The sequence below is a fragment of the Vibrio sp. SALL6 genome (assembly GCF_002002385.1).
GTDB classification, from domain to species: Bacteria; Pseudomonadota; Gammaproteobacteria; order Enterobacterales; family Vibrionaceae; genus Vibrio; species Vibrio parahaemolyticus.
In genome coordinates, this window is the sequence record NZ_MQVK01000036.1 from 55,042 (window position 1) to 75,404 (window position 20,363).

Genomic DNA, 20,363 nt, shown 5'->3' on the forward strand with positions numbered 1-20,363 from the left:
AGGCTAGAGAAAAGAAAAGGTGGAAAACAATGTTCCACCTTCACATGAGTTTATTTTAGGTCGAGAGTTGCGATTGTTCGCATTCTCGAAAGCAAAGTAGCATTACTTCGTGATGTCAGCACCAAACCACTTCACTGAAATCTTTTCTACTGTACCATCTGCACGCATCTCTGCTAGTGCTTTATTCACTTCCGCTTGTAGCTTCTGACCTTTTTCATTGTTGACAAAAGGCCATGCGTTTTGAATGGTTTCAAACGGTTCACCAGCCAGTTCCAGTGGCAGACCAGTTTTCTTGATCAGTTCTAGCGCAGACAAACGGTCCATCACGAAAGCGTCTGCACGGCCAAGCGCAACATCATGCTCGATACCAGTGTCGTAAGTTTTGATGTTGATTTTGCCATCTTTGTCGTATTGGCGTAGTAACTGCTCAAAGTTAGAACCTAGGTTAACCGCAACGGTTTTGCCTGCTAGATCGTCTACACCTTTGATGCTGTCGTTGCCTTTACGTACCGTGATTTGCGCGCCGTCGATCACATAAGGGTCTGCAAACAGGTATTTCGCTTTGCGCTCATCTGTCATGGTGATTTGGTTTGAGATTGTATCGATGCGGCCAGTTTCTAAAAGACCAAACAAACCTGAGAAGTTCGACGTCACGTATTCGATCTTGTAGTCGTTACGCTTACCGATCTCATCCCACATATCCACCTCAAAGCCTTGTAGCTTGTCTTGCTTCACGAAAGTGAATGGGAAGTAACGGCCAGACATGCCCACCTTGACTTCAGTTGCGGCAGTGTCGACTGCCGCTTGAACTGTCGCGGCAGATAGTGCGATGGCTGCAACGGCAACCTTAACCCAGTTTTTCATAATACATCTCCATATTTTTATAGTTGGAAATACTACTGTTAGTTAGCTCAATTAAATAAATAACCAAGAGCAATAACCTAGACCAGAGAGTAATAAGTTCTCATTTGGTTTAGATAATAGACAATTTGGCAAGGAGGCGATGGAAAAACGATCGAATCAAAGCGAAAGGATCGAAAAAAGAGGCGCTGGAAAGAAAATAATACACAGAGTTATCACCAATCTGTCGATCTCGCTAAATTTGCCCAAATGTGGATCAATGTGTGGGCAAATTTGGGGCAAGGTGTGTTGATCTCACCAAGTTTGGCGAAATAATTGTGAATAACTTAGATCTTATTCACTTGATCGTCGATCAATTGCTGGCGATCTTGGTTATCAACAGGTAAAATTGCCAGTCTTTTCCGATAATTCAATTACTCAGTGGGGGCACCGTGTCATCTTCGCTTTGGCTGCAATGTTTGCAGCAGCTTCAAGAAGAGCTACCAGCTACAGAATTCAGTATGTGGGTTCGTCCGTTACAAGCGGAGCTCAATGACAATACTCTCACTCTATTCGCGCCAAACCGCTTTGTGTTGGATTGGGTGCGTGATAAGTATCTGAACAGCATTACTCGTTTACTGCAGGAATACTGTGGTAACGACATCCCGAATTTACGCTTTGAAGTGGGCAGTCGCCCAGTTTCTGCGCCTAAGCCAGCACCGACACGTACGCCGGCGGATGTGGCTGCGGAATCTTCAGCGCCTGCGCAGTTGCAAGCACGTAAACCTGTGCACAAAACATGGGATGACGACCCTCAAGCGATTGCAGCGATCAATCACCGCTCAAACATGAACCCAAAACATAAGTTCGACAACTTCGTAGAAGGTAAATCGAACCAACTGGGTTTGGCTGCGGCGCGTCAGGTATCGGATAACCCAGGAGCAGCCTACAACCCACTGTTCCTTTACGGTGGTACTGGTCTAGGTAAAACTCACTTGCTTCACGCTGTGGGTAACGCGATTGTGGATAACAACCCGAACGCGAAAGTGGTGTACATGCACTCTGAGCGTTTCGTGCAAGACATGGTAAAAGCACTGCAAAACAATGCGATTGAAGAATTCAAGCGCTACTACCGCAGTGTGGATGCACTCCTTATCGATGACATCCAATTCTTTGCCAACAAAGAGCGCTCACAAGAAGAATTCTTCCATACCTTCAACGCATTGTTGGAAGGTAACCAACAGATCATCCTAACTTCTGACCGTTATCCAAAAGAGATCAGCGGGGTAGAGGATCGTCTGAAATCGCGCTTTGGTTGGGGTCTAACGGTTGCGATCGAGCCGCCTGAGCTAGAGACGCGTGTGGCGATTTTGATGAAGAAAGCTGAAGACCATCAAATTCATTTGGCTGACGAAGTTGCGTTCTTTATTGCAAAACGTCTGCGTTCCAACGTTCGTGAGTTGGAAGGCGCGTTGAACCGAGTAATTGCCAACGCGAACTTTACTGGCCGCCCAATCACCATCGACTTCGTTCGCGAAGCGCTGCGCGATCTGCTGGCGCTGCAAGAGAAGTTGGTGACCATCGACAACATTCAAAAGACGGTTGCTGAGTACTACAAAATCAAAGTGGCGGATCTGCTGTCTAAACGTCGTTCTCGCTCCGTTGCACGTCCTCGTCAATTGGCGATGGCACTGGCTAAAGAGCTAACTAACCACAGCTTGCCAGAAATCGGTGATGCGTTTGGTGGCCGAGACCATACGACCGTTTTGCATGCATGTCGCAAGATTGAGCAGCTGCGTGAAGAGAGCCACGATATTAAGGAAGATTACTCGAACTTGATTCGCACCCTGTCTTCTTAATCGGTTAGAATAACGGTATTCTAAGCAAATCAATTTTTGAGCTGACAGCGTAAAGAGCCAAGCATGAAATTTACTATTGAACGTAGTCATTTAATCAAACCGCTACAACAGGTTTCGGGCGCTTTGGGTGGCCGACCAACCCTGCCTATTTTGGGCAACCTACTGATTAAAGTAGAAGAGAACGTGCTATCAATGACCGCGACTGACCTAGAAGTGGAATTGGTGAGCAAAGTGACTCTAGAAGGGGATTTCGAAGCGGGTAGCATTACCGTTCCTTCGCGTAAGTTTCTCGATATTTGCCGTGGCTTGCCAGACGATGCGATCATCACTTTTGTGTTAGAAGGCGATCGCGTGCAAGTTCGTTCTGGTCGCAGCCGTTTCTCACTGGCAACGCTACCAGCGAATGACTTCCCGAACATTGAAGATTGGCAAAGTGAAGTTGAAGTATCACTGAGCCAAGCGGATCTGCGTACGCTTATCGACAAAACTCAGTTCTCGATGGCAAACCAAGACGTACGTTACTACCTCAACGGTATGCTGTTTGAAATCGATGGCACGACACTGCGTAGTGTGGCGACCGACGGTCACCGTATGGCAGTATCGCAAACTCAACTAAGTGCTGACTTCGCCCAAAAGCAAATCATCGTGCCACGCAAAGGTGTGCAGGAATTGGTTAAGCTGATGGATGCGCCAGAGCAACCTGTCGTTTTGCAAATTGGCAGCTCAAACGTGCGTGCAGAAGTGAACAACTTTATCTTCACGTCTAAACTAGTTGATGGCCGTTTCCCTGACTATCGCCGCGTATTACCGCAACATACCAACAAAACACTGATCGCAAGTTGTGATGAATTGCGCCAAGCGTTCTCGCGTGCTGCGATTCTTTCTAACGAAAAGTTCCGTGGTGTGCGTGTTAACTTAGCGGGCAGCGAAATGCGCATTACGGCAAACAACCCAGAGCAGGAAGAAGCCGAAGAGATGCTGGATGTGACCTTTGAAGGTGACCCAATTGAAATCGGCTTCAACGTTAGCTACGTGTTGGATGTGCTGAACACGCTACGTTGCGAGAAGGTACAAGTGTCGATGTCGGATGCCAATGCCAGTGCATTGATTGAAAATGCCGACGATGACAGTGCCATGTACGTGGTGATGCCAATTCGTCTATAAGCCAACTGAATGCCTCTTTCTCGTCTCATCATTCAGCAGTTTCGCAACATTAAAGCCTGTGATATTCAGTTATCAGCAGGCTTTAACTTTCTTATTGGACCGAACGGTAGCGGCAAAACCAGTGTCCTAGAAGCGATTTATTTACTCGGGCATGGTCGCTCATTCAAAAGCTCTCTCACTGGTCGTGTGATTCAAAATGAGTGTGATGAACTGTTTGTTCATGGTCGTTTTTTGAACTCGGATCAATTTGAGCTCCCTATCGGCATTAATAAGCAGCGCGATGGCTCGACAGAGGTTAAAATAGGCGGTCAATCTGGGCAAAAATTGGCGCAATTGGCGCAAGTGTTACCGCTGCAGTTGATACATCCAGAAGGGTTTGATTTACTGACGGATGGTCCAAAACATCGCCGTGCATTCATCGATTGGGGCGTGTTTCATACCGAGCCAGCATTTTATGATGCATGGGGTCGTTTTAAGCGTCTCAACAAACAGAGAAATGCGTTGTTGAAGACCGCGAGTAGTTATCGTGAGCTCAGTTATTGGGATCAAGAGATGGCGCGTTTGGCGGAAAACATCAGCCAGTGGCGGTCACTGTACATTGAACAGATGAAAACCGTCGCAGAAACGATCTGTCAGACATTTTTGCCAGAATTTGAGATCCAATTGAAGTATTATCGTGGTTGGGATAAAGACACCCCATACCAAGAAATACTAGAAAAGAATTTCGAGCGTGATCAGTCTTTGGGGTACACCTTTAGTGGCCCGAATAAAGCTGATTTGCGCATTAAAGTGAATGGAACGCCCGTTGAGGATGTTCTGTCACGCGGTCAGTTAAAGCTGATGGTGTGTGCGTTGCGTGTGGCGCAAGGGCAACATCTTACAGCGATGACCGGTAAACAATGCATTTACCTAATTGACGACTTTGCGTCGGAATTAGATAGCCAACGTCGCAAGCGTCTTGCAGATTGCTTGAAAGAGACAGGCGCACAAGTATTTGTAAGCTCTATCACTGAAAACCAAATCGCCGACATGCTCGACGATAATGGCAAATTGTTTCATGTGGAACATGGCAGGATAGAGTCAAACTAGAAGAGAGAAACTCATGTCTGAAAATTACGATTCATCGAGTATTAAGGTACTGAAGGGTCTGGATGCGGTACGTAAGCGTCCAGGTATGTACATCGGGGACACGGACGACGGCACCGGCCTTCACCACATGGTTTTCGAGGTGGTGGATAACTCAATTGATGAAGCGTTGGCAGGTCACTGTAAAGACATCGTTGTGACAATTCATGAGGACAACTCGGTTTCCGTTAGCGATGATGGTCGTGGCATTCCAACAGAAATGCACCCAGAAGAAAAAGTATCAGCAGCAGAAGTTATCATGACTGTACTGCACGCTGGTGGTAAGTTCGATGATAACTCGTACAAAGTATCAGGCGGTCTTCACGGCGTGGGTGTTTCGGTAGTAAACGCACTGTCAGAAAAAGTGGTACTAACCATCCATCGTGGCGGTCATATCCACACGCAAACTTACCGTCATGGTGAGCCTGAAGCGCCTCTAGCGGTTGTGGGTGATACGGATAAAACCGGTACACAAATTCGTTTCTGGCCAAGTGCAGAAACTTTCTCTAACACTGAATTCCATTACGACATCCTAGCAAAACGTCTGCGTGAGCTATCGTTCTTGAACTCAGGCGTTTCTATCAAGCTTATTGATGAGCGCGAAGCGGACAAGCAAGATCACTTCATGTATGAAGGTGGTATTCAAGCGTTCGTTCAGCACTTAAACACTAACAAAACACCAATCATCGAGAAAATCTTCCACTTCGACTTAGAACGTGAAGACGGCATTTCGGTAGAAGTGGCAATGCAGTGGAACGATGGTTTCCAAGAGAACATCTTCTGTTTCACCAACAACATTCCACAGCGCGATGGTGGTACTCACCTTGCTGGTTTCCGTGCGGCACTAACACGTACGCTAAACAGCTTTATGGATAAAGAAGGCTTCTCGAAGAAAGCGAAAACGGCAACGTCAGGCGACGATGCGCGTGAAGGTTTGACTGCCGTTGTTTCAGTAAAAGTGCCTGATCCAAAATTCTCGAGCCAAACCAAAGACAAACTGGTTTCTTCTGAAGTGAAATCAGCGGTTGAATCGGCGATGGGTGAGAAGCTATCTGAGTTCTTGGTCGAAAACCCAAGCGAAGCGAAGATGGTTTGTTCGAAAATCATCGATGCAGCACGTGCACGTGAAGCCGCACGTAAAGCGCGTGAAATGACTCGTCGTAAAGGCGCGCTAGACCTAGCAGGCCTACCAGGCAAACTTGCAGACTGTCAGGAAAAAGATCCGGCACTCTCTGAACTATACATTGTGGAGGGTGACTCTGCGGGTGGTTCAGCTAAGCAGGGTCGTAATCGTAAGAATCAGGCAATCCTACCGCTGAAAGGTAAGATCCTGAACGTAGAAAAAGCACGTTTCGACAAGATGTTGTCTTCGCAAGAAGTTGCAACGCTTATTACAGCACTTGGCTGTGGTATCGGTCGTGACGAGTACAACCCGGACAAACTGCGTTACCACAACATCATCATCATGACCGATGCTGACGTCGATGGTTCGCACATTCGTACGCTACTGTTGACCTTCTTCTACCGTCAAATGCCAGAGCTTATCGAGCGTGGTTACGTGTACATCGCTCAGCCACCACTATACAAAGTGAAGAAGGGCAAACAAGAGCAGTACATCAAAGATGAAGAAGCGATGAACCAATACCAAGTATCATTGGCATTGGACAACGCATCACTGCACGTAAACGCAGAAGCTCCAGCTCTAGCTGGCGAAGCGCTAGAAAAACTGGTTCAACAATACAATGCAGGTATCAAGCTTGCTGATCGTATGAGCCGTCGTTACCCTCGCGCCTTAGTGCATGAGCTTATCTACACATCTCGTCTAACGGCTGAGCAGTGTCATGATGCAGCAGCAGTAGAAGCTTGGACAAAACAACTTGTTGAGCAACTAAACGCGAAAGAAGTGGGTGCAAGCCAATACAGCTACGAAGTGGAGCTGCACGCAGAGCTTGGTTTGAGCCTGCCGAAGATCATCGTTCGTACACACGGTGTGACTCACGAGCATGCGCTAAGTGTTGATTTCCTAAACTCAAAAGAATACGGCAAGCTGGCGGACCTTTCTGAAGTCCTAGACGGTCTTCTAGAAGAGGGCGCGTACATCAAACGTGGTGAACGTACTCTGCCAGTATCAAGCTTTGCTGAAGCACTTGAGTGGTTGGTTAAAGAATCGATGCGTGGTCTAAGCCGTCAGCGCTACAAAGGTCTAGGTGAGATGAACCCAGATCAGCTTTGGGAAACCACAATGGACCCAGAGACACGTCGCATGATGCAAGTAACGATTGAAGATGCGGTAGGCGCAGACCAATTGTTCACAACGCTAATGGGTGACCAAGTTGAACCTCGTCGTCACTTCATCGAAGAGAACGCACTGAAGGTTGCAAACCTAGACGTGTAGCGACAAGCGTTTTTGGATAGAAAAAAGCAGCGAGCCATCGCTGCTTTTTTGTTTCTTGGTGGTATGAAAATCACCACTTTATGCCAAGACTTTGGCTTTTCTGCTACTAACTGCCAGAGTCTTGAGTAGCGGCACCATTTTGTTTCCCTTTTCTGTTTTTCTTGCCATTTTGTTCGCTTGAGTGCTTTTGCTTTCTTTTTCCTGCTCGCTATAGTGCTGTAGAGCTTTCCAATCATACGAGGTTAGAAAACATGGTGACGATTTTCCTGAACTAAGCCGGAGGTGACGCACTTCCGGTTCAATGCACTGCAATTATCTGTAAGACAAGGCATTAAGAAGGAAAATATCATGTTTGAACGCTGGTTCACTGCGTACTGCTTAGCGCTGCGAACTTGGTGGTTAACCAGTCGCTTTTTAACCTATCAATCACCACTAAGATTACTGTCGCTGTTTGAAGCTTACGAACAGCAAACCCAGTGTCGCAACTTAGCCCGAATTGCGATTGGCGACACCGTTCGCTTAGTGGACCTTGACCGCTCCTATCAATATCGCATGACGTTAGTTGATTCACGTAAGAGCCAACCTCTTGCGGGGATGCTAGCTGTTGATTCGTACTTAGGCTCCCGATTGTTGGGGCGCTCTCAGGATGAGGTCTTAGAACTCGAGATATTCAACCAGCGCCGCTGCTTTGTGATTACCGAAATCATTCATCAATCACAGCCACCGACACCGCATCTGGTGTGTAGCTGTATGTTATGTCAGTAAAATAGAGGTGAAGTCATGAGCAAAAAAGACAAGAAGCAACCCCAGTTAAGCTTGAAAGAAAAACGTAAGTTGAAGCAAGAGAAAGCGGCCGAGCAAGGGATGGTGAAAGCGCGTAAACCATCTCGCAAATAAAAATTGGGCTTATAAGCCAGCCGTAAGAGGTGGGCTTTGTATTGTTGTCGCGTAGGAAAAGCGAGCTTAATTTGAGGTCTTTGATAGGCGCGTTGAAATTTTTTTCATTTTGTCCCTTGAAAGCGATTTTTGATGACCTTATATCTAGTTGTGAAGAGGATGACTGGCTTGCTAGAGACTAGAAGATCAGCCCTCTGGAATCGCTAAAACGAGATCGCTCAAAAGAGGATATGGTGTTTTAGCACACAACTTAAACCTTTAGATTCAATATCATGTCTCCGAGCCAAACCAAGGCCAGTGGAATGATAAGAATCTCTTAGTTCGGCGTCGGTTTTTGCATAAACACGCCAGTAGGATGAAGTTCATCCGAACTAAGACTATTGCTTAATTAAGAGGATAGATTTATGCGTAACGTAGATTTCTCACCACTATACCGTAATGCAATTGGCTTTGATCGTCTGCTAAATCTGATGGAAGCGAATACAGCGAAAAATACTTCTGGCGGTTACCCTCCGTACAACATCGAGCAAAAAGATGAGCACAACTACCGTATTACTATGGCAGTTGCTGGTTTCTCTGAAGACCAACTCGATCTAACTCAAAATGAAAACATGTTGATCGTGAAGGGCGAGCGTAAAGCAGAAGAAGGAAAAAACTACGTGTACCAAGGCATTGCAGAGCGCGATTTTGAACGTAAGTTCCAATTAGCGGACTATGTAAAAGTGACTGGCGCTTCAATGGAAAACGGCCTATTACACATAGACTTGGTGCGTGAAATTCCAGAAGCAATGCAACCACGTAAAATTGCTATCGGTGGCAACAACCTGCTAGAAAGCAACTAATCAGCAAGTTATTTGCCCTATAGAGTGAGAAAGAGCGCCAGTTGGCGCTCTTTTTAATTTGTGTCTTTGATGCGGGAGTTTGCTTTACTGACCTTGTTGGTAAGCCTTTTCGACTTCTTCCGCGATAATCGCGATACCTTTCTGCATCATCTCATCGTCTTGAACGTAGTTCATGCGCAAGCACTGATGAGCATGGTCCCACTCGTCTTTCTGACCAATAAAGAAGTACTCACCCGGAACAATCAATACGCCACGCGCTTTCAAGCGTTGGTACAACTCCATTGTCGTAATTGGCAACTCATCAAACCATAACCACAAGAAGATCGCCCCTTCAGGTTTGTGGATACGGAATCGCTCGTCGGTAATCGCCTGTTGTAGCAGTTCTACCGCGCGTTGTGATTTCTGCTTGTAGAACGGCTTAATCACCTCTGAACTCAGTTTGAGTAGATCGCCTTTAGCGATGATGTGGTTTGCCAATGCTGGGCCAACACTGCCTGGCGCTAAGCTGATTATGCCATTCATATTGGTGAGTGCTTGGGTGATTTCTTCACTCGCAATCACGATCCCACATCGCACACCCGGTAAGCCAAGTTTAGATAAGCTCATGCACAGGATGGTGTTTTCATTCCAGAATGGTTCTACATCTTCAAAAATGATGTTCGGGAACGGCAAGCCGTACGCATTGTCGATGATCAGTGGGATGTTGTTCTCGCGCGCCAATTTGTCCAGTTTACGCACTTCTTCGTTAGTCAGTACGTTACCTGTTGGGTTGGTTGGGCGAGATGCGCAAATTGCTGCGACGGAGTCATCGACGGTGAGTTTTTCAAAATCAACGTGATATTTGAATAGGCCGTTGTCGAGTAGCTCGATTTCTGGATGGTACGAAACAAAAATGTCTTCATCGATACCTGCATCACCGTAGCCAATGTATTCCGGTGCGATAGGCAACAGGACTTTTTTGTGCGAACCATCTGGCTGCTGACCAGCAAACAAATTAAATAGGTAGAAGAACCCGCTTTGGCTGCCATTCGTCAGGCTAATATTCTTCTCACTGATGTCCCAGCCGTATGTTTCACGAAACTGCTGTGCGAGCGCTTTGACGAACACGTCTTTACCCTGAGGGCCATCATAATTAGTGAGCGCGGCGACGAGTTCGCCACTGGCGAGCATTTCTTCACTGGCTTGGTGAAAGTAATCGAGCATGGCAGGAATGGCGGCCGGGTTACCCCCACCGAGCATGATGGCACCTGGCGTGCGTAGGCCATCATTCAAATCGTCCATTAACTGCGTAATACCTGAATACTGATTAAATTTTTCACCAAACTTTGAGAACTGCATGCTTACATATACCTAATTCATTGTGATTGCTTTATGTGTCTTGATTGCTGACGAAACATCAGCTTATAGAGTAATACTTGACCTTACCCTAATGTTATTACGACGCAAAGTGTGAATTTACTCGAAGAAGAAAAAAGTTTGTCATCAGACCAGATGGAGAGGATGTGGAATTAAAAAAGGGAAGCGAAATGCTTCCCTTGCTGGTGGAGTGAGTCGGTTATTCGCCAGTGTAAACAATCAGTACTTTGTCGTCTTGGTATTGGCGTTCGAATGCGTAGTAGCCTTCTTGATTACGAGTGATGTGCTTACCTTGAGCAACCGCTGGGTGGCGTTGACGGAATTCGCCCAATTTCTGCCAATGTTGTAGTAAGTCTTCACGCTCGCCATGAATCTTGTCCCATGGCATGTCGGAACGTGTACCTTGGGTCGGATCGGATCCAGTCACGCCAAAGTCACGGGCAATCTCATCGCCGTAGTAGATTTGTACTGCACCCGGTGCCAGCATTAACGCATTGGCGGCGCGAGCTTGGTCATCAAAGCTGCGGTTGCGTGCCGACCAAAACAGTTGAGTATCGTGCGAAGACAGGTAACTCAACACGTTGAATTCAGGATCGGAGTTAATACGCTCTGCATAGCGGCGGTAATCATTATCAAGTTGAGCGAAACACTTTAGCGCTTTTGGTGCCACGTCAGATTGGAACTCGAAGTTGATGATCGAATCGAAGCCGTTATCGAAATACGGGCTCTTCACCACGCTGTGTGCCCACACTTCGCCGGTCATCCAAAATGGCAGATCGTCTAGTGCTTTGTCGGGGTGGTTTTGTTTCCATTTGGCGAGGGCTTGAGTGGTTCTTGCTTTAAGCTCTGCCCACGCTTCCATCTCAACGTGTTTGGCGGTATCGACGCGGAAGCCATCAATGCCGTAATCACGTACCCAATCCGATAGCCATGTGATCAGATGTTCTCGAGGGGTTTTCAATTCATCTTGCGCATTGGTGTCTTTATTGCGGAAGAAGTTTGGTAGTCCGGTTTTCTGCGTCGATTCGGTTTTGAGATCCGGTAGGTAGTTCAAAGACATGGTGATGTCGTTGTATCCCGGTGCATCGTAATCGCCAATGTCGGTGCGAATCCAATCTTTGCCCCACCATTTTTCCCATGCTTCACTATCACCGTATTTGATGTAGTCGTTGAAGCTGTGCCAGCTTTGTCCCGATTTTGGTTGCCAGTCGGTCCATTTTTCACCAAGGACTTCTTTGGCTTCTTGGTCATCAAGGTAAAGTTGACCAAAGCCGAATTCCTGCATGTCGGCTAATGTTGCGTAGCCAGTATGGTTCATGACCACATCCCAAATCACGCGAATGCCTTTCTTGTGCGCGGTATCGATGAAGGTTCTCAGCTCATCTTCGGTACCCATGTTGGCATCAAGCTTGGTCCAATCTTGGTGGTAGTAGCCGTGATAGCCGTAGTGTTTAAAGTCGCCCTTATCGCCGCCGCCAACCCAACCATGGATTTGTTCCAGTGGTGAAGTTATCCAGATGGCATTCACACCGAGGGATTCGATGTAATCGAGTTTTTTCGTCAGACCCGCTAAGTCACCACCGTGGAAAGTACCAATCTCGTATTTACCGTCTTTGCTGCGACCGTAGCTGTTGTCATTGTCTGGGTTACCATTGTAGAAGCGGTCGGTCATGACGAAGTACACCGTCGCGTTATCCCAGCTGAACGGTTTATCGGCTTGCGGTTCAACCTCTTCTAACAGCAATAGACCTTGGCTCATCGGGCCTGGTTGCATGGTTACGCTGCCATTGGCGACGGTGGCTTCTTGCCCGGTTAAGGCGTCACGAACAACAGTGCCATCAGTAAAGGTTTGGGCTACGTTGATGGTTTTAGCTGTGTCGGTTGCAACAGGGCAAGAATAGGTGATGTCCTGACTTTGTTTTGGTTTGATTTTAACGGTTAGCTCATTGGTGTCTGGATTGAGCGTGAAGAGGTAGGTATTGGCTTTGAAAATGCGCAGCGGCATAGATGTGTCGGTTGCGCAGTTATCCATTTTTAATGGTGTATTGAATTTGATGCGGCTTTCTTCCGCTAGCGCAAAGCTGTTGCCACAGGTTTGTTTGCTGTCGGCAATGGTAAAGGTGTAGTTGCCTTTTTCTAGTTTTTGCTCTGCGACGAGTAAACCGTCTGAGTTTGGTTCTAAGACGGCAGTATCGTCTCCCACGCTTAATACGATGGCATTTTCTGGAATTTGGCTGCAGGCGCTCAGTAGGCCGATAGAGAGTGCGAGAATTGTTTTTTTCATTGTGTCCTTCCCCCGAATAAACAACCCAGTTATAGCAAAACTGTGCCTCTACAATCCGAGCTCTGCACCAACAAGTTCAACGCGTCTCACCCTACAAATTTTTGCCTTGTTCACAAAATGAATAATAAGAACCGGTTATCTCCGTTTGAAGGCAACAAAAAAGGGAAGCTGACGCTTCCCTTTTACTTATTTCTTAATCACTTCGAAGAGTAATGAATTACTTTTGAAGCAAAGAAATGTCTGCGATCTGTAGGAACAGGTTACGCAGGTTGTTTAGCAGTGTCAGACGGTTCTTCTTAAGTGCTTCGTCGTCTGCCATTACCATTACGTTATCAAAGAACGCATCCACTGGCTCACGTAGGTCAGCTAGTTTGCTTAGGGCTTCTTGGTAGTTACCGGTTGCAAATGCTGGCTCTAGCGCTTCTGTCATTACTTCAACGCTTTCTGCTAGTGCTTTCTCTGCGTCTTCTTGTAGAAGTGCTAGGTCAATTTCTTCTGCTAGTTCGCCGTCGAATTTCGCTAGGATGTTACCGACACGTTTGTTTGCTGCCGCTAGAGACTCTGCCGCTTCCAGTTCACGGAAGTGTGAAACCGCTTTAACACGTTGGTCGAAATCTGCTGGTTTCGTTGGGCGACGTGCTAGAACCGCTTGAATGATGTCTACGCTGAAGCCTTCGTCTTGGTACCAAGCACGGAAACGACCAAGCATGAACTCGATAACGTCTTGTTCAACGTTGTCGTTGGTTAGGCGGTCACCAAACAGTGACTTCGCTTTCGCTACTAGGTCAACAAGATCTAGGTTGTAGCCGTATTCAACGATGATACGTAGTACACCTAGAGATGCGCGGCGTAGTGCGAATGGGTCGCTGCCTTTAGGCGCTTGACCAATACCGAAGATACCGACGATAGTGTCTAGCTTGTCTGCCATTGCAACTGCGGTTGAAACGCCGTTTGAAGGCAGTTCATCACCTGCGAAACGAGGCATGTATTGCTCGTTCAGTGCGACTGCAACTTCTTCTGCTTCACCGTCGTGGCGAGCGTAGTGCATACCCATGACACCTTGAGTATCCGTAAATTCGAATACCATTGAAGTCATTAGGTCACATTTTGCTAGTAGACCAGCACGCTTAGATTTCTCAACGTCAGCACCGATTTGCTCAGCAATGTAGCCAGCAAGTTCTGTGATGCGGTCTGTTTTGTCTTTGATCGTACCCAGTTGCTTTTGGAAGATCGCTTGTTCTAGCTCAGGCAGACGGTCGATAAGCGGACGCTTACGGTCTGTGTTGAAGAAGAACTCTGCGTCAGCAAGACGAGGACGAACCACTTTCTCGTTACCTTCGATTACGTAACGAGGCTCTTTTGATTCGATGTTCGATACGAAGATGAAGTTTGGTAATAGCTTCTTGTTTTCGTCATAAACAGGGAAGTATTTTTGGTCACCTTTCATGGTGTAAACCAACGCTTCAGAAGGCACTTTTAGAAACTCTTCTTCAAACTTCGCCGTTAGAACTACTGGCCATTCAACCAGAGACGTTACTTCTTCTACTAGGTCATCTTCTAGGTCAGCGATACCGCCAACCGCTGCTGCCGCTTTTTGTGCGTCAGCTAGGATGATTGCTTTACGCGCTTCGTAATCTGCCATGACTTTACCGCGCTCTTCTAGGATCGCAGGGTATTGCTCAGCAGAATCGATAGTGAACTCTTTTTCACCCATGAAGCGGTGACCACGGATAGTGCGGTCTGAAGCGACACCAAGGATCTCGCCTTCGATTAGGTCGCTGCCCATTAGCATGGTTAGAGTCTTAACCGGACGGATAAATTGAGTCGTTTTGTTACCCCAGCGCATTGGTTTTGCGATAGGTAAGTTTGCTAGTGCTTTCGCTGCAAGTTCAACTACGATCTCAGACGTTGGCTGACCTTTCACTTCTTGTTTGAACAGTAGCCATTCACCTTTGTCGGTTACCATGCGATCAGCTTGGTCAACCGTGATGCCACAACCGCGTGCCCAGCCTTGAGCCGCTTTGGTTGGGTTGCCTTCCGCGTCAAATGCTGCAGAAACCGCAGGACCACGTTTTTCAACAACTTTGTCTGATTGGCTTTCTGCCAATGCTGCGACTTTAAGTGCAAGACGACGAGGTGCCGCGAACCATTTTACGCCTTTGTGAGCAAGCTCAGCGCCTTTTAGTTCTGCTTCGAAGTTTGCTGCAAATGCTTCAGCTAGAGTACGAAGTTGCGTTGGTGGTAGCTCTTCTGTACCTAGCTCGATTAGAAATTCTTTTGCCATGTTACTCTACCCCTTACGCTTGTTCTTTCTTACACATTGGGAAGCCAAGAGCTTCACGCGATGCGTAGTATGCTTCTGCTACTGCTTTAGTCAGATTGCGGATGCGCAGGATGTAACGTTGACGCTCTGTAACCGAGATGGCTTTGCGTGCGTCTAACAAGTTGAACGCGTGTGCCGCTTTCAAGATGCGCTCGTAAGCAGGCAGAGGTAGCGGTTTTTCTAGTTCGAGTAGTTCTTTCGATTCTTTTTCACACTGGTCGAAGAAGCTGAATAGGAAATCAACGTCTGCGTGTTCGAAGTTGTAAGTTGATTGCTCAACTTCGTTTTGGTGGAAAATGTCACCGTAAGTTACCTTGCTGCCGTCTGGCGCGATGTTCCAAGTTAGGTCGTAAACCGAGTCTACTTCTTGGATGTACATTGCTAGACGTTCGATACCGTAAGTGATCTCACCAGTCACTGGTTTACACTCAAGGCCGCCAACTTGTTGGAAGTAAGTAAACTGAGTTACTTCCATGCCGTTTAGCCAAACTTCCCAGCCTAGACCCCATGCGCCTAGTGTTGGGTTTTCCCAGTTGTCTTCTACAAAACGGATGTCGTGTACAAGTGGGTCAATACCAAGAACTTCAAGGGAGCCAAGGTACAACTCTTGAATATTGTCAGGCGATGGTTTTAGCGCTACTTGGAATTGGTAGTAGTGCTGAAGACGGTTAGGGTTTTCACCGTAACGGCCATCAGTAGGACGACGTGAAGGTTGTACGTAAGCTGTCGACATTGGCTCTGGGCCAAGCGCTCGTAGACAGGTCATTGGGTGAGAGGTACCCGCACCCACTTCCATATCTAGCGGTTGAACAATGGTACAACCATTTTGAGCCCAATAATCCTGCAGCGCGAGGATCATTCCCTGGAAGGTTTTGATATCGTATTTTTGCATAAGTCAGGTTCGCGCGATTCTCTAGTTACTCATTAATTCGTCTCGTATGCTGAGTTTTTCAACTCAAACAAGGGCGATAAAGAGTAATTACGGTTGAATAAAATAACAATCAAGTATAACCAGATATTGAGCATGGGAGTAGAGCTAATCTTGATTAATTCGTGGGCAATTTTCTCCTTTAATGAATTTTTACCGCGTTATCTGCTGTATTTTTCCTAAAAGGGAGTTTTCACCTGCTTTGACTCTTGTGATGCGCAACAAAGGTGGCTAGAATTGCGCCTGTCTTTGGGGAGTAGCTTACCTGATGAAGTCTCTGTTTCATCCGGTTCGTTCGTCAACATAATTGGTGCAAAATCACCATGGCGTTCGAGACTTGAAGCCTTTCAAGTTTAGCAAGACCTTAGACAAATCATCACGAACCGGGGTGGGGCGTGAGGTTTGTCTATGGTTAAAATAATTATCCCGCCCCAATGAGCATGTCGTGAGCGTTTTAGCTATTTCAATTACTACTGTGGCGTTAGCAGAAATTGGCGATAAGACCCAATTGCTATCCCTATTACTTGCCAGTCGTTACCGCAAACCCATTCCCATTATTGCAGCCATCTTTTTGGCGACCATTGCCAACCACGCTTTAGCTGCATGGTTAGGTGTGGTAGTGGCCGACTATCTATCTCCTGATGTTTTAAAATGGGTGCTGGTGGTCAGTTTTGTTGCCATGGCAGCTTGGGTTCTGATCCCAGACAAACTGGATGACGACGAAGAGATCTCGAATCGTGGACCATTCATTGCCAGCTTTATTGCCTTCTTTGTTGCTGAAATCGGTGATAAAACTCAGATTGCGACTTCCATTCTAGGCGCGCAATACGCGGATGCGCTGAGTTGGGTCATACTTGGCACTACCATTGGTATGCTGTTGGCCAACGTACCAGTGGTGTTGATTGGTAAGCTTTCAGCAGACAAGATGCCATTGGGTTTGATCCGTAAAGTAACCGCTATTTTGTTCGTGTTGTTGGCGATTGGTGCGGCCTTCTTTTAATGGTTTGAAGCGGATAACGTAGCCTGAAAAGGAAAAACGTTATCTGCGAACAATCGTTAAAATGGTGCGAATTATCAATAACTAGCGAATTAGTGGCGCAGCTCAAACTCTGACTTAAAATCGCTCCGTAGCGTGACGGATGACATATTAGTGTCATACTTGTCATGGTAGTTTAATGGTGTGAATGATAGCGAGAGGGCAAGTTTATGCTTACACGTTACATGGGGATGACCCCAAAGAGTCAGAGTTATTTATTCACCTTTGGTTTGGCGCTGTGCTTGTTAGCGATGGTACTGACTGATATGTGGTTGCCGATTGTGGCAGGGACGTTCATTCTTACTGGCTTGACGGTTGAAGCGTGGATTCGGGTGGCGCACATTATTCCAATGCATGAAGAAATACGTGCGATGCAGAAACAACTTAACAAACTCCAATCTGAAGTTCGCACACTAGAATATGACGAATAAACAAACGGCAGCCCACTGGGCTGCCGTTTTTGATCTCACTGAGATTATTCCAAACCTTTCTTAATCAGGTACTGATAAGGCAGTTGTTCTGTTTGCGCTGCAATCAACTGGTGATCCATAAAGCGGCAGAAACTCGGAATATCTCGAGTTGTCGATGGGTCGTCCGCTTTTACTAGCAAAACCTCACCATCTTGCATGTTGCGAATTGTCTTCCTGACCATCATCACTGGCTCTGGGCAGCGCAGTCCTTCCGCCTCTAACGTCTTTGTTGCCAGTTCAGGATTAAAGCTCATAGTGTGATTCTCGTAACTAACTTAGCGGTGAATTTTACGTTCGTTGAAAAAATATTCAATAACCACTTGGCAAACGGATTTTTTTGTTTTACCTTAAATTAACAATTTGGTAACAACTGGCAAGGAGAGGCGATGTTAACAGCGTTAGACAGACTCACGATTTACTCAGTGCTGTGTTTTATCTCGTTCTGTGCATTGGTACTTAGAACGCCAGCTGAAACCTCATTGATGCCTTTAGCAGGCATGAGTGCAACCATTATTGGGATTTGGATTGAGATGCACAAATGGTCAGGTGCATCAGAGCAAGAGAATTAGCGCCTCTTGCCTCAATCAAACATGAACAATACCGCTCACCTATTTTTACCAACACTTCATTCCGACACTATCCCCATTTTTCTTGGGCTTCCCCGCTGAAAGGCGGGATTTTTTTTGCCTGAAGAGTACAATTTGATAAAACCCTCGCATTGTAAGTGGCAAATCGTGGAACTAGAAGACATCTATCGCCGAGATCTGAATTTATTAGTCGCGTTGCGTGTACTGATTGAAGAAAGCAGCGTCAGCAAGGCGGCAACTCGCCTTAATTTAAGCCAATCGGCGATGAGTCGTGTGTTAGGGCGATTACGCGATCTGCTTGGCGATCCGCTGTTTACGCGCCAAGGTCAGCACTTGATCCCAACCCAAAAAGCGCTAGAAATTGATCGCTCTTTAGGTGAACCGTTGGAATCGCTGCGCCAATTATTGTCGCCCGTCGAGTTCGATCCTCAGCAGTGCGATCAGACGTTCACCATCGCAACCACGGACTACGCCATGCAAACCATTCTGCCGTTTGCTTTACCGCGCATTTATCAAGAAGCGCCGAATGTGTCATTTAACTTTTTGCCTTTGCAGCATGACCGTTTATCCGATCAGTTGACTTATGAAGGGGCAGATCTCGCCATTTGTCGCCCAACAGGCCCCGTAGAGCCGCTGCGTAGCGAAATTCTTGGCCGCGTTGGCGTGTTGTGTTTACTGTCCAAACAGCATCCTTTGGCGAATCAAGAGATGAGTTTGGACGACTATTTGAGCCACCCTCACGCGATGATTGCCATCAGTGACGGAGTGAAAGCGTTGATTGAGCAAGCTTTGATCGACAAGCCGCAACGCAAAATGGTGCTGCGTGCGTACCATTTAGAAGCTGCGCTGGCGATTGTGGATACTCTGCCTATCATCATTACCGTTCCGGCAGATTTGGCGTATCTGGTTGCTGAGCGCTATGACCTAGTCGTAAAACCGTTGCCATTCCAATTTACGCCTTTTGATTATTCGATGATTTGGCATGCGCGCTGTGAGCATTCTCCTGCTCAAGAATGGCTGCGCTCCGTTGTGCGTGAAGAGTGCAGCAGGCTGATTGCAAAGCGAATCGAAGACATGGGATTGAACTGATAACAAAAGAGCCAGCAACGCTGGCTCTATTTACGTGAAGTGCTGATTTGTAGCTTGATAACTATAGCTTTATAGCTACAGCTTGATGACTATAGCTTGATAACAATGCGACCGGTTACTTGGCCGTTGGTAATATCTTCGGCGTATTTTGGCGCTTCAGCGAGCTCTACTTCAGTACACGCTTGCTCGAAGTAGCTGTCTGGTAGTAGCTCAACCAGTTTTTCCCACGCTGCGATGCGTTTTTCGGTTGGACACATCACGGAATCCACACCTTGCAGACGCACATTACGTAGGATGAACGGCATTACTGTGGTTGGCAGGTCAAAACCGCCAGCAAGACCACACGCCGCGACGGCGCTGTTGTAATCCATTTGCGCCAATACTTTCGCTAGCACTTTGCTGCCAACGGTGTCGACTGCGCCAGCCCAAATTTGTTTTTCTAGTGGGCGTGCAGGCTCTTCAAATTCAACACGGTCGATGATGCGACTTGCGCCCAGTTTTTCTAAAAGTGGACCGTTTTGTTCACGACCAGTAACGGCTGCCACTTTGTAGCCCAGTTGAGCCAGAAGCGTCACCGCCACCGAACCTACGCCGCCACTGGCGCCAGTGACAAGGATTTCGCCAGCTTCTGGTTTGATGTCAGCATCCAGCAGAGCTTGAACACACAGCATTGCGGTAAAGCCAGCTGTACCGACCATCATTGCTTTTTTGCTGTCTAAGCCTTTTGGTAGAGGAACCAACCAATCCGCTTTTAGACGAGCACGTTGCGCCATACCGCCCCAGTGGTTTTCGCCGACACCCCAGCCAGTAAGAACGACTTTATCGCCTGCTTGGTAGCGTGCATCGTCAGAGCTTACGACCGTACCCGCTAGATCAATGCCTGGTACCATTGGGAAGTTGCGGATGATTTTACCTTTCCCTGTGATCGCAAGGCCGTCCTTGTAGTTTAACGATGAGTAATCAACGTCAATCAGTACGTCGCCTTCCGGCAGTTGTGTTTCATCGATTTGTTCGATGTTTGCGATAGTACGTTTGTCTTCTTGGTTTAGAACTAGAGCATTAAACATAAGGTTCTCCGAGTGTGCGATAGCGCGGCAGGAATGCCACGAGCAGCAAGCCATTAACTGCCTGTAAGTGTATGCCTTCTTTATTTATGAATAAAATGAAA

General features: G+C 47.0%; 17 protein-coding genes. 10 read left to right on the plus strand and 7 right to left on the minus strand.

All coding sequences use genetic code 11. From position 1 onward, the window contains the following. Window positions 1-102 precede the first annotated feature (102 nt). A complete protein-coding gene (locus BIW15_RS21105) occupies window positions 103-864 on the minus strand; it encodes an amino acid ABC transporter substrate-binding protein (protein ID WP_020904417.1) in 762 nt (253 codons plus the stop codon). Between the two features lie 428 nt (window positions 865-1,292). Here BIW15_RS21105 and dnaA point away from each other — a divergent pair, with 428 nt between their 5' ends. From dnaA to BIW15_RS21145, 6 genes are all read left to right on the plus strand, one after another. Next, complete coding sequence (gene dnaA / locus BIW15_RS21115) at window positions 1,293-2,699, plus strand: chromosomal replication initiator protein DnaA (RefSeq protein WP_005488867.1); 1,407 nt, start codon at window positions 1,293-1,295, stop codon at window positions 2,697-2,699. 63 nt (window positions 2,700-2,762) lie between these two features. Continuing rightward, window positions 2,763-3,863 carry a DNA polymerase III subunit beta gene (dnaN, locus tag BIW15_RS21120; protein ID WP_029821972.1) on the plus strand — a complete coding sequence of 367 codons (1,101 nt, stop codon included), beginning with the start codon at window positions 2,763-2,765 and terminating at the stop codon, window positions 3,861-3,863. 9 nt (window positions 3,864-3,872) lie between these two features. Then, window positions 3,873-4,952, plus strand: a complete 1,080-nt coding sequence (recF, locus tag BIW15_RS21125; RefSeq protein WP_005458661.1) for a DNA replication/repair protein RecF — start codon at window positions 3,873-3,875, stop codon at window positions 4,950-4,952. A gap of 13 nt (window positions 4,953-4,965) precedes the next feature. Then, the gene (gyrB, locus tag BIW15_RS21130) at window positions 4,966-7,383 is read left to right on the plus strand and encodes a DNA topoisomerase (ATP-hydrolyzing) subunit B (protein WP_005458663.1); all 2,418 of its coding nucleotides are present in this window, start codon (window positions 4,966-4,968) and stop codon (window positions 7,381-7,383) included. 348 nt (window positions 7,384-7,731) lie between these two features. Next, on the plus strand, window positions 7,732-8,148 hold the full coding sequence (locus tag BIW15_RS21135; protein ID WP_005486183.1) for a GreA/GreB family elongation factor: 417 nt from the start codon (window positions 7,732-7,734) through the stop codon (window positions 8,146-8,148). Between the two features lie 536 nt (window positions 8,149-8,684). Next, window positions 8,685-9,122 carry an Hsp20 family protein gene (locus BIW15_RS21145; protein ID WP_005458680.1) on the plus strand — a complete coding sequence of 146 codons (438 nt, stop codon included), beginning with the start codon at window positions 8,685-8,687 and terminating at the stop codon, window positions 9,120-9,122. A gap of 84 nt (window positions 9,123-9,206) precedes the next feature. Here the strand turns inward: BIW15_RS21145 and BIW15_RS21150 are convergent, their stop codons facing one another. The 4 genes from BIW15_RS21150 to glyQ all read right to left on the minus strand — a co-directional run bounded on the left by BIW15_RS21150 (window position 9,207) and on the right by glyQ (window position 15,977). Beyond that, on the minus strand, window positions 9,207-10,460 hold the full coding sequence (locus BIW15_RS21150) for a valine--pyruvate transaminase (RefSeq protein ID WP_031820205.1): 1,254 nt from the start codon (window positions 10,458-10,460) through the stop codon (window positions 9,207-9,209). A gap of 217 nt (window positions 10,461-10,677) precedes the next feature. Continuing rightward, window positions 10,678-12,762 (minus strand): alpha-amylase, encoded by a 2,085-nt coding sequence (locus BIW15_RS21155; RefSeq protein WP_077281576.1) that lies wholly within the window; start codon window positions 12,760-12,762, stop codon window positions 10,678-10,680. 217 nt (window positions 12,763-12,979) lie between these two features. Further along, window positions 12,980-15,046: a glycine--tRNA ligase subunit beta gene (gene glyS, locus BIW15_RS21160; protein WP_077281577.1), complete on the minus strand. Its 2,067-nt coding sequence runs from the start codon at window positions 15,044-15,046 to the stop codon at window positions 12,980-12,982. Window positions 15,047-15,059: 13 nt separating this feature from the next. Further along, the gene (gene glyQ, locus BIW15_RS21165) at window positions 15,060-15,977 is read right to left on the minus strand and encodes a glycine--tRNA ligase subunit alpha (RefSeq protein ID WP_005458688.1); all 918 of its coding nucleotides are present in this window, start codon (window positions 15,975-15,977) and stop codon (window positions 15,060-15,062) included. A 481-nt stretch (window positions 15,978-16,458) separates the two neighbouring features. On the opposite strand from glyQ, the gene BIW15_RS21170 reads away from it, so the two are divergent. Next, window positions 16,459-17,013: a TMEM165/GDT1 family protein gene (locus BIW15_RS21170; protein ID WP_005458690.1), complete on the plus strand. Its 555-nt coding sequence runs from the start codon at window positions 16,459-16,461 to the stop codon at window positions 17,011-17,013. Between the two features lie 206 nt (window positions 17,014-17,219). Beyond that, entirely contained in the window at window positions 17,220-17,480 is a 261-nt protein-coding gene (locus BIW15_RS21175) for a hypothetical protein (protein ID WP_005497541.1), read from the plus strand. Between the two features lie 44 nt (window positions 17,481-17,524). On the opposite strand, the gene tusA is transcribed toward BIW15_RS21175, so the two are convergent. After that, window positions 17,525-17,773 (minus strand): sulfurtransferase TusA, encoded by a 249-nt coding sequence (gene tusA / locus BIW15_RS21180; RefSeq protein ID WP_005426051.1) that lies wholly within the window; start codon window positions 17,771-17,773, stop codon window positions 17,525-17,527. Window positions 17,774-17,905: 132 nt separating this feature from the next. Between tusA and BIW15_RS21185 the strand changes: the two genes are divergently transcribed. After that, window positions 17,906-18,088, plus strand: coding sequence for a hypothetical protein (locus BIW15_RS21185; protein ID WP_005458692.1), 183 nt, complete (start codon window positions 17,906-17,908; stop codon window positions 18,086-18,088). A gap of 165 nt (window positions 18,089-18,253) precedes the next feature. Next, entirely contained in the window at window positions 18,254-19,195 is a 942-nt protein-coding gene (locus BIW15_RS21190) for a LysR family transcriptional regulator (protein WP_005458693.1), read from the plus strand. Window positions 19,196-19,284: 89 nt separating this feature from the next. On the opposite strand, the gene BIW15_RS21195 is transcribed toward BIW15_RS21190, so the two are convergent. Continuing rightward, window positions 19,285-20,262 carry an MDR family oxidoreductase gene (locus BIW15_RS21195; protein ID WP_077281578.1) on the minus strand — a complete coding sequence of 326 codons (978 nt, stop codon included), beginning with the start codon at window positions 20,260-20,262 and terminating at the stop codon, window positions 19,285-19,287. Window positions 20,263-20,363: the final 101 nt, after the last annotated feature.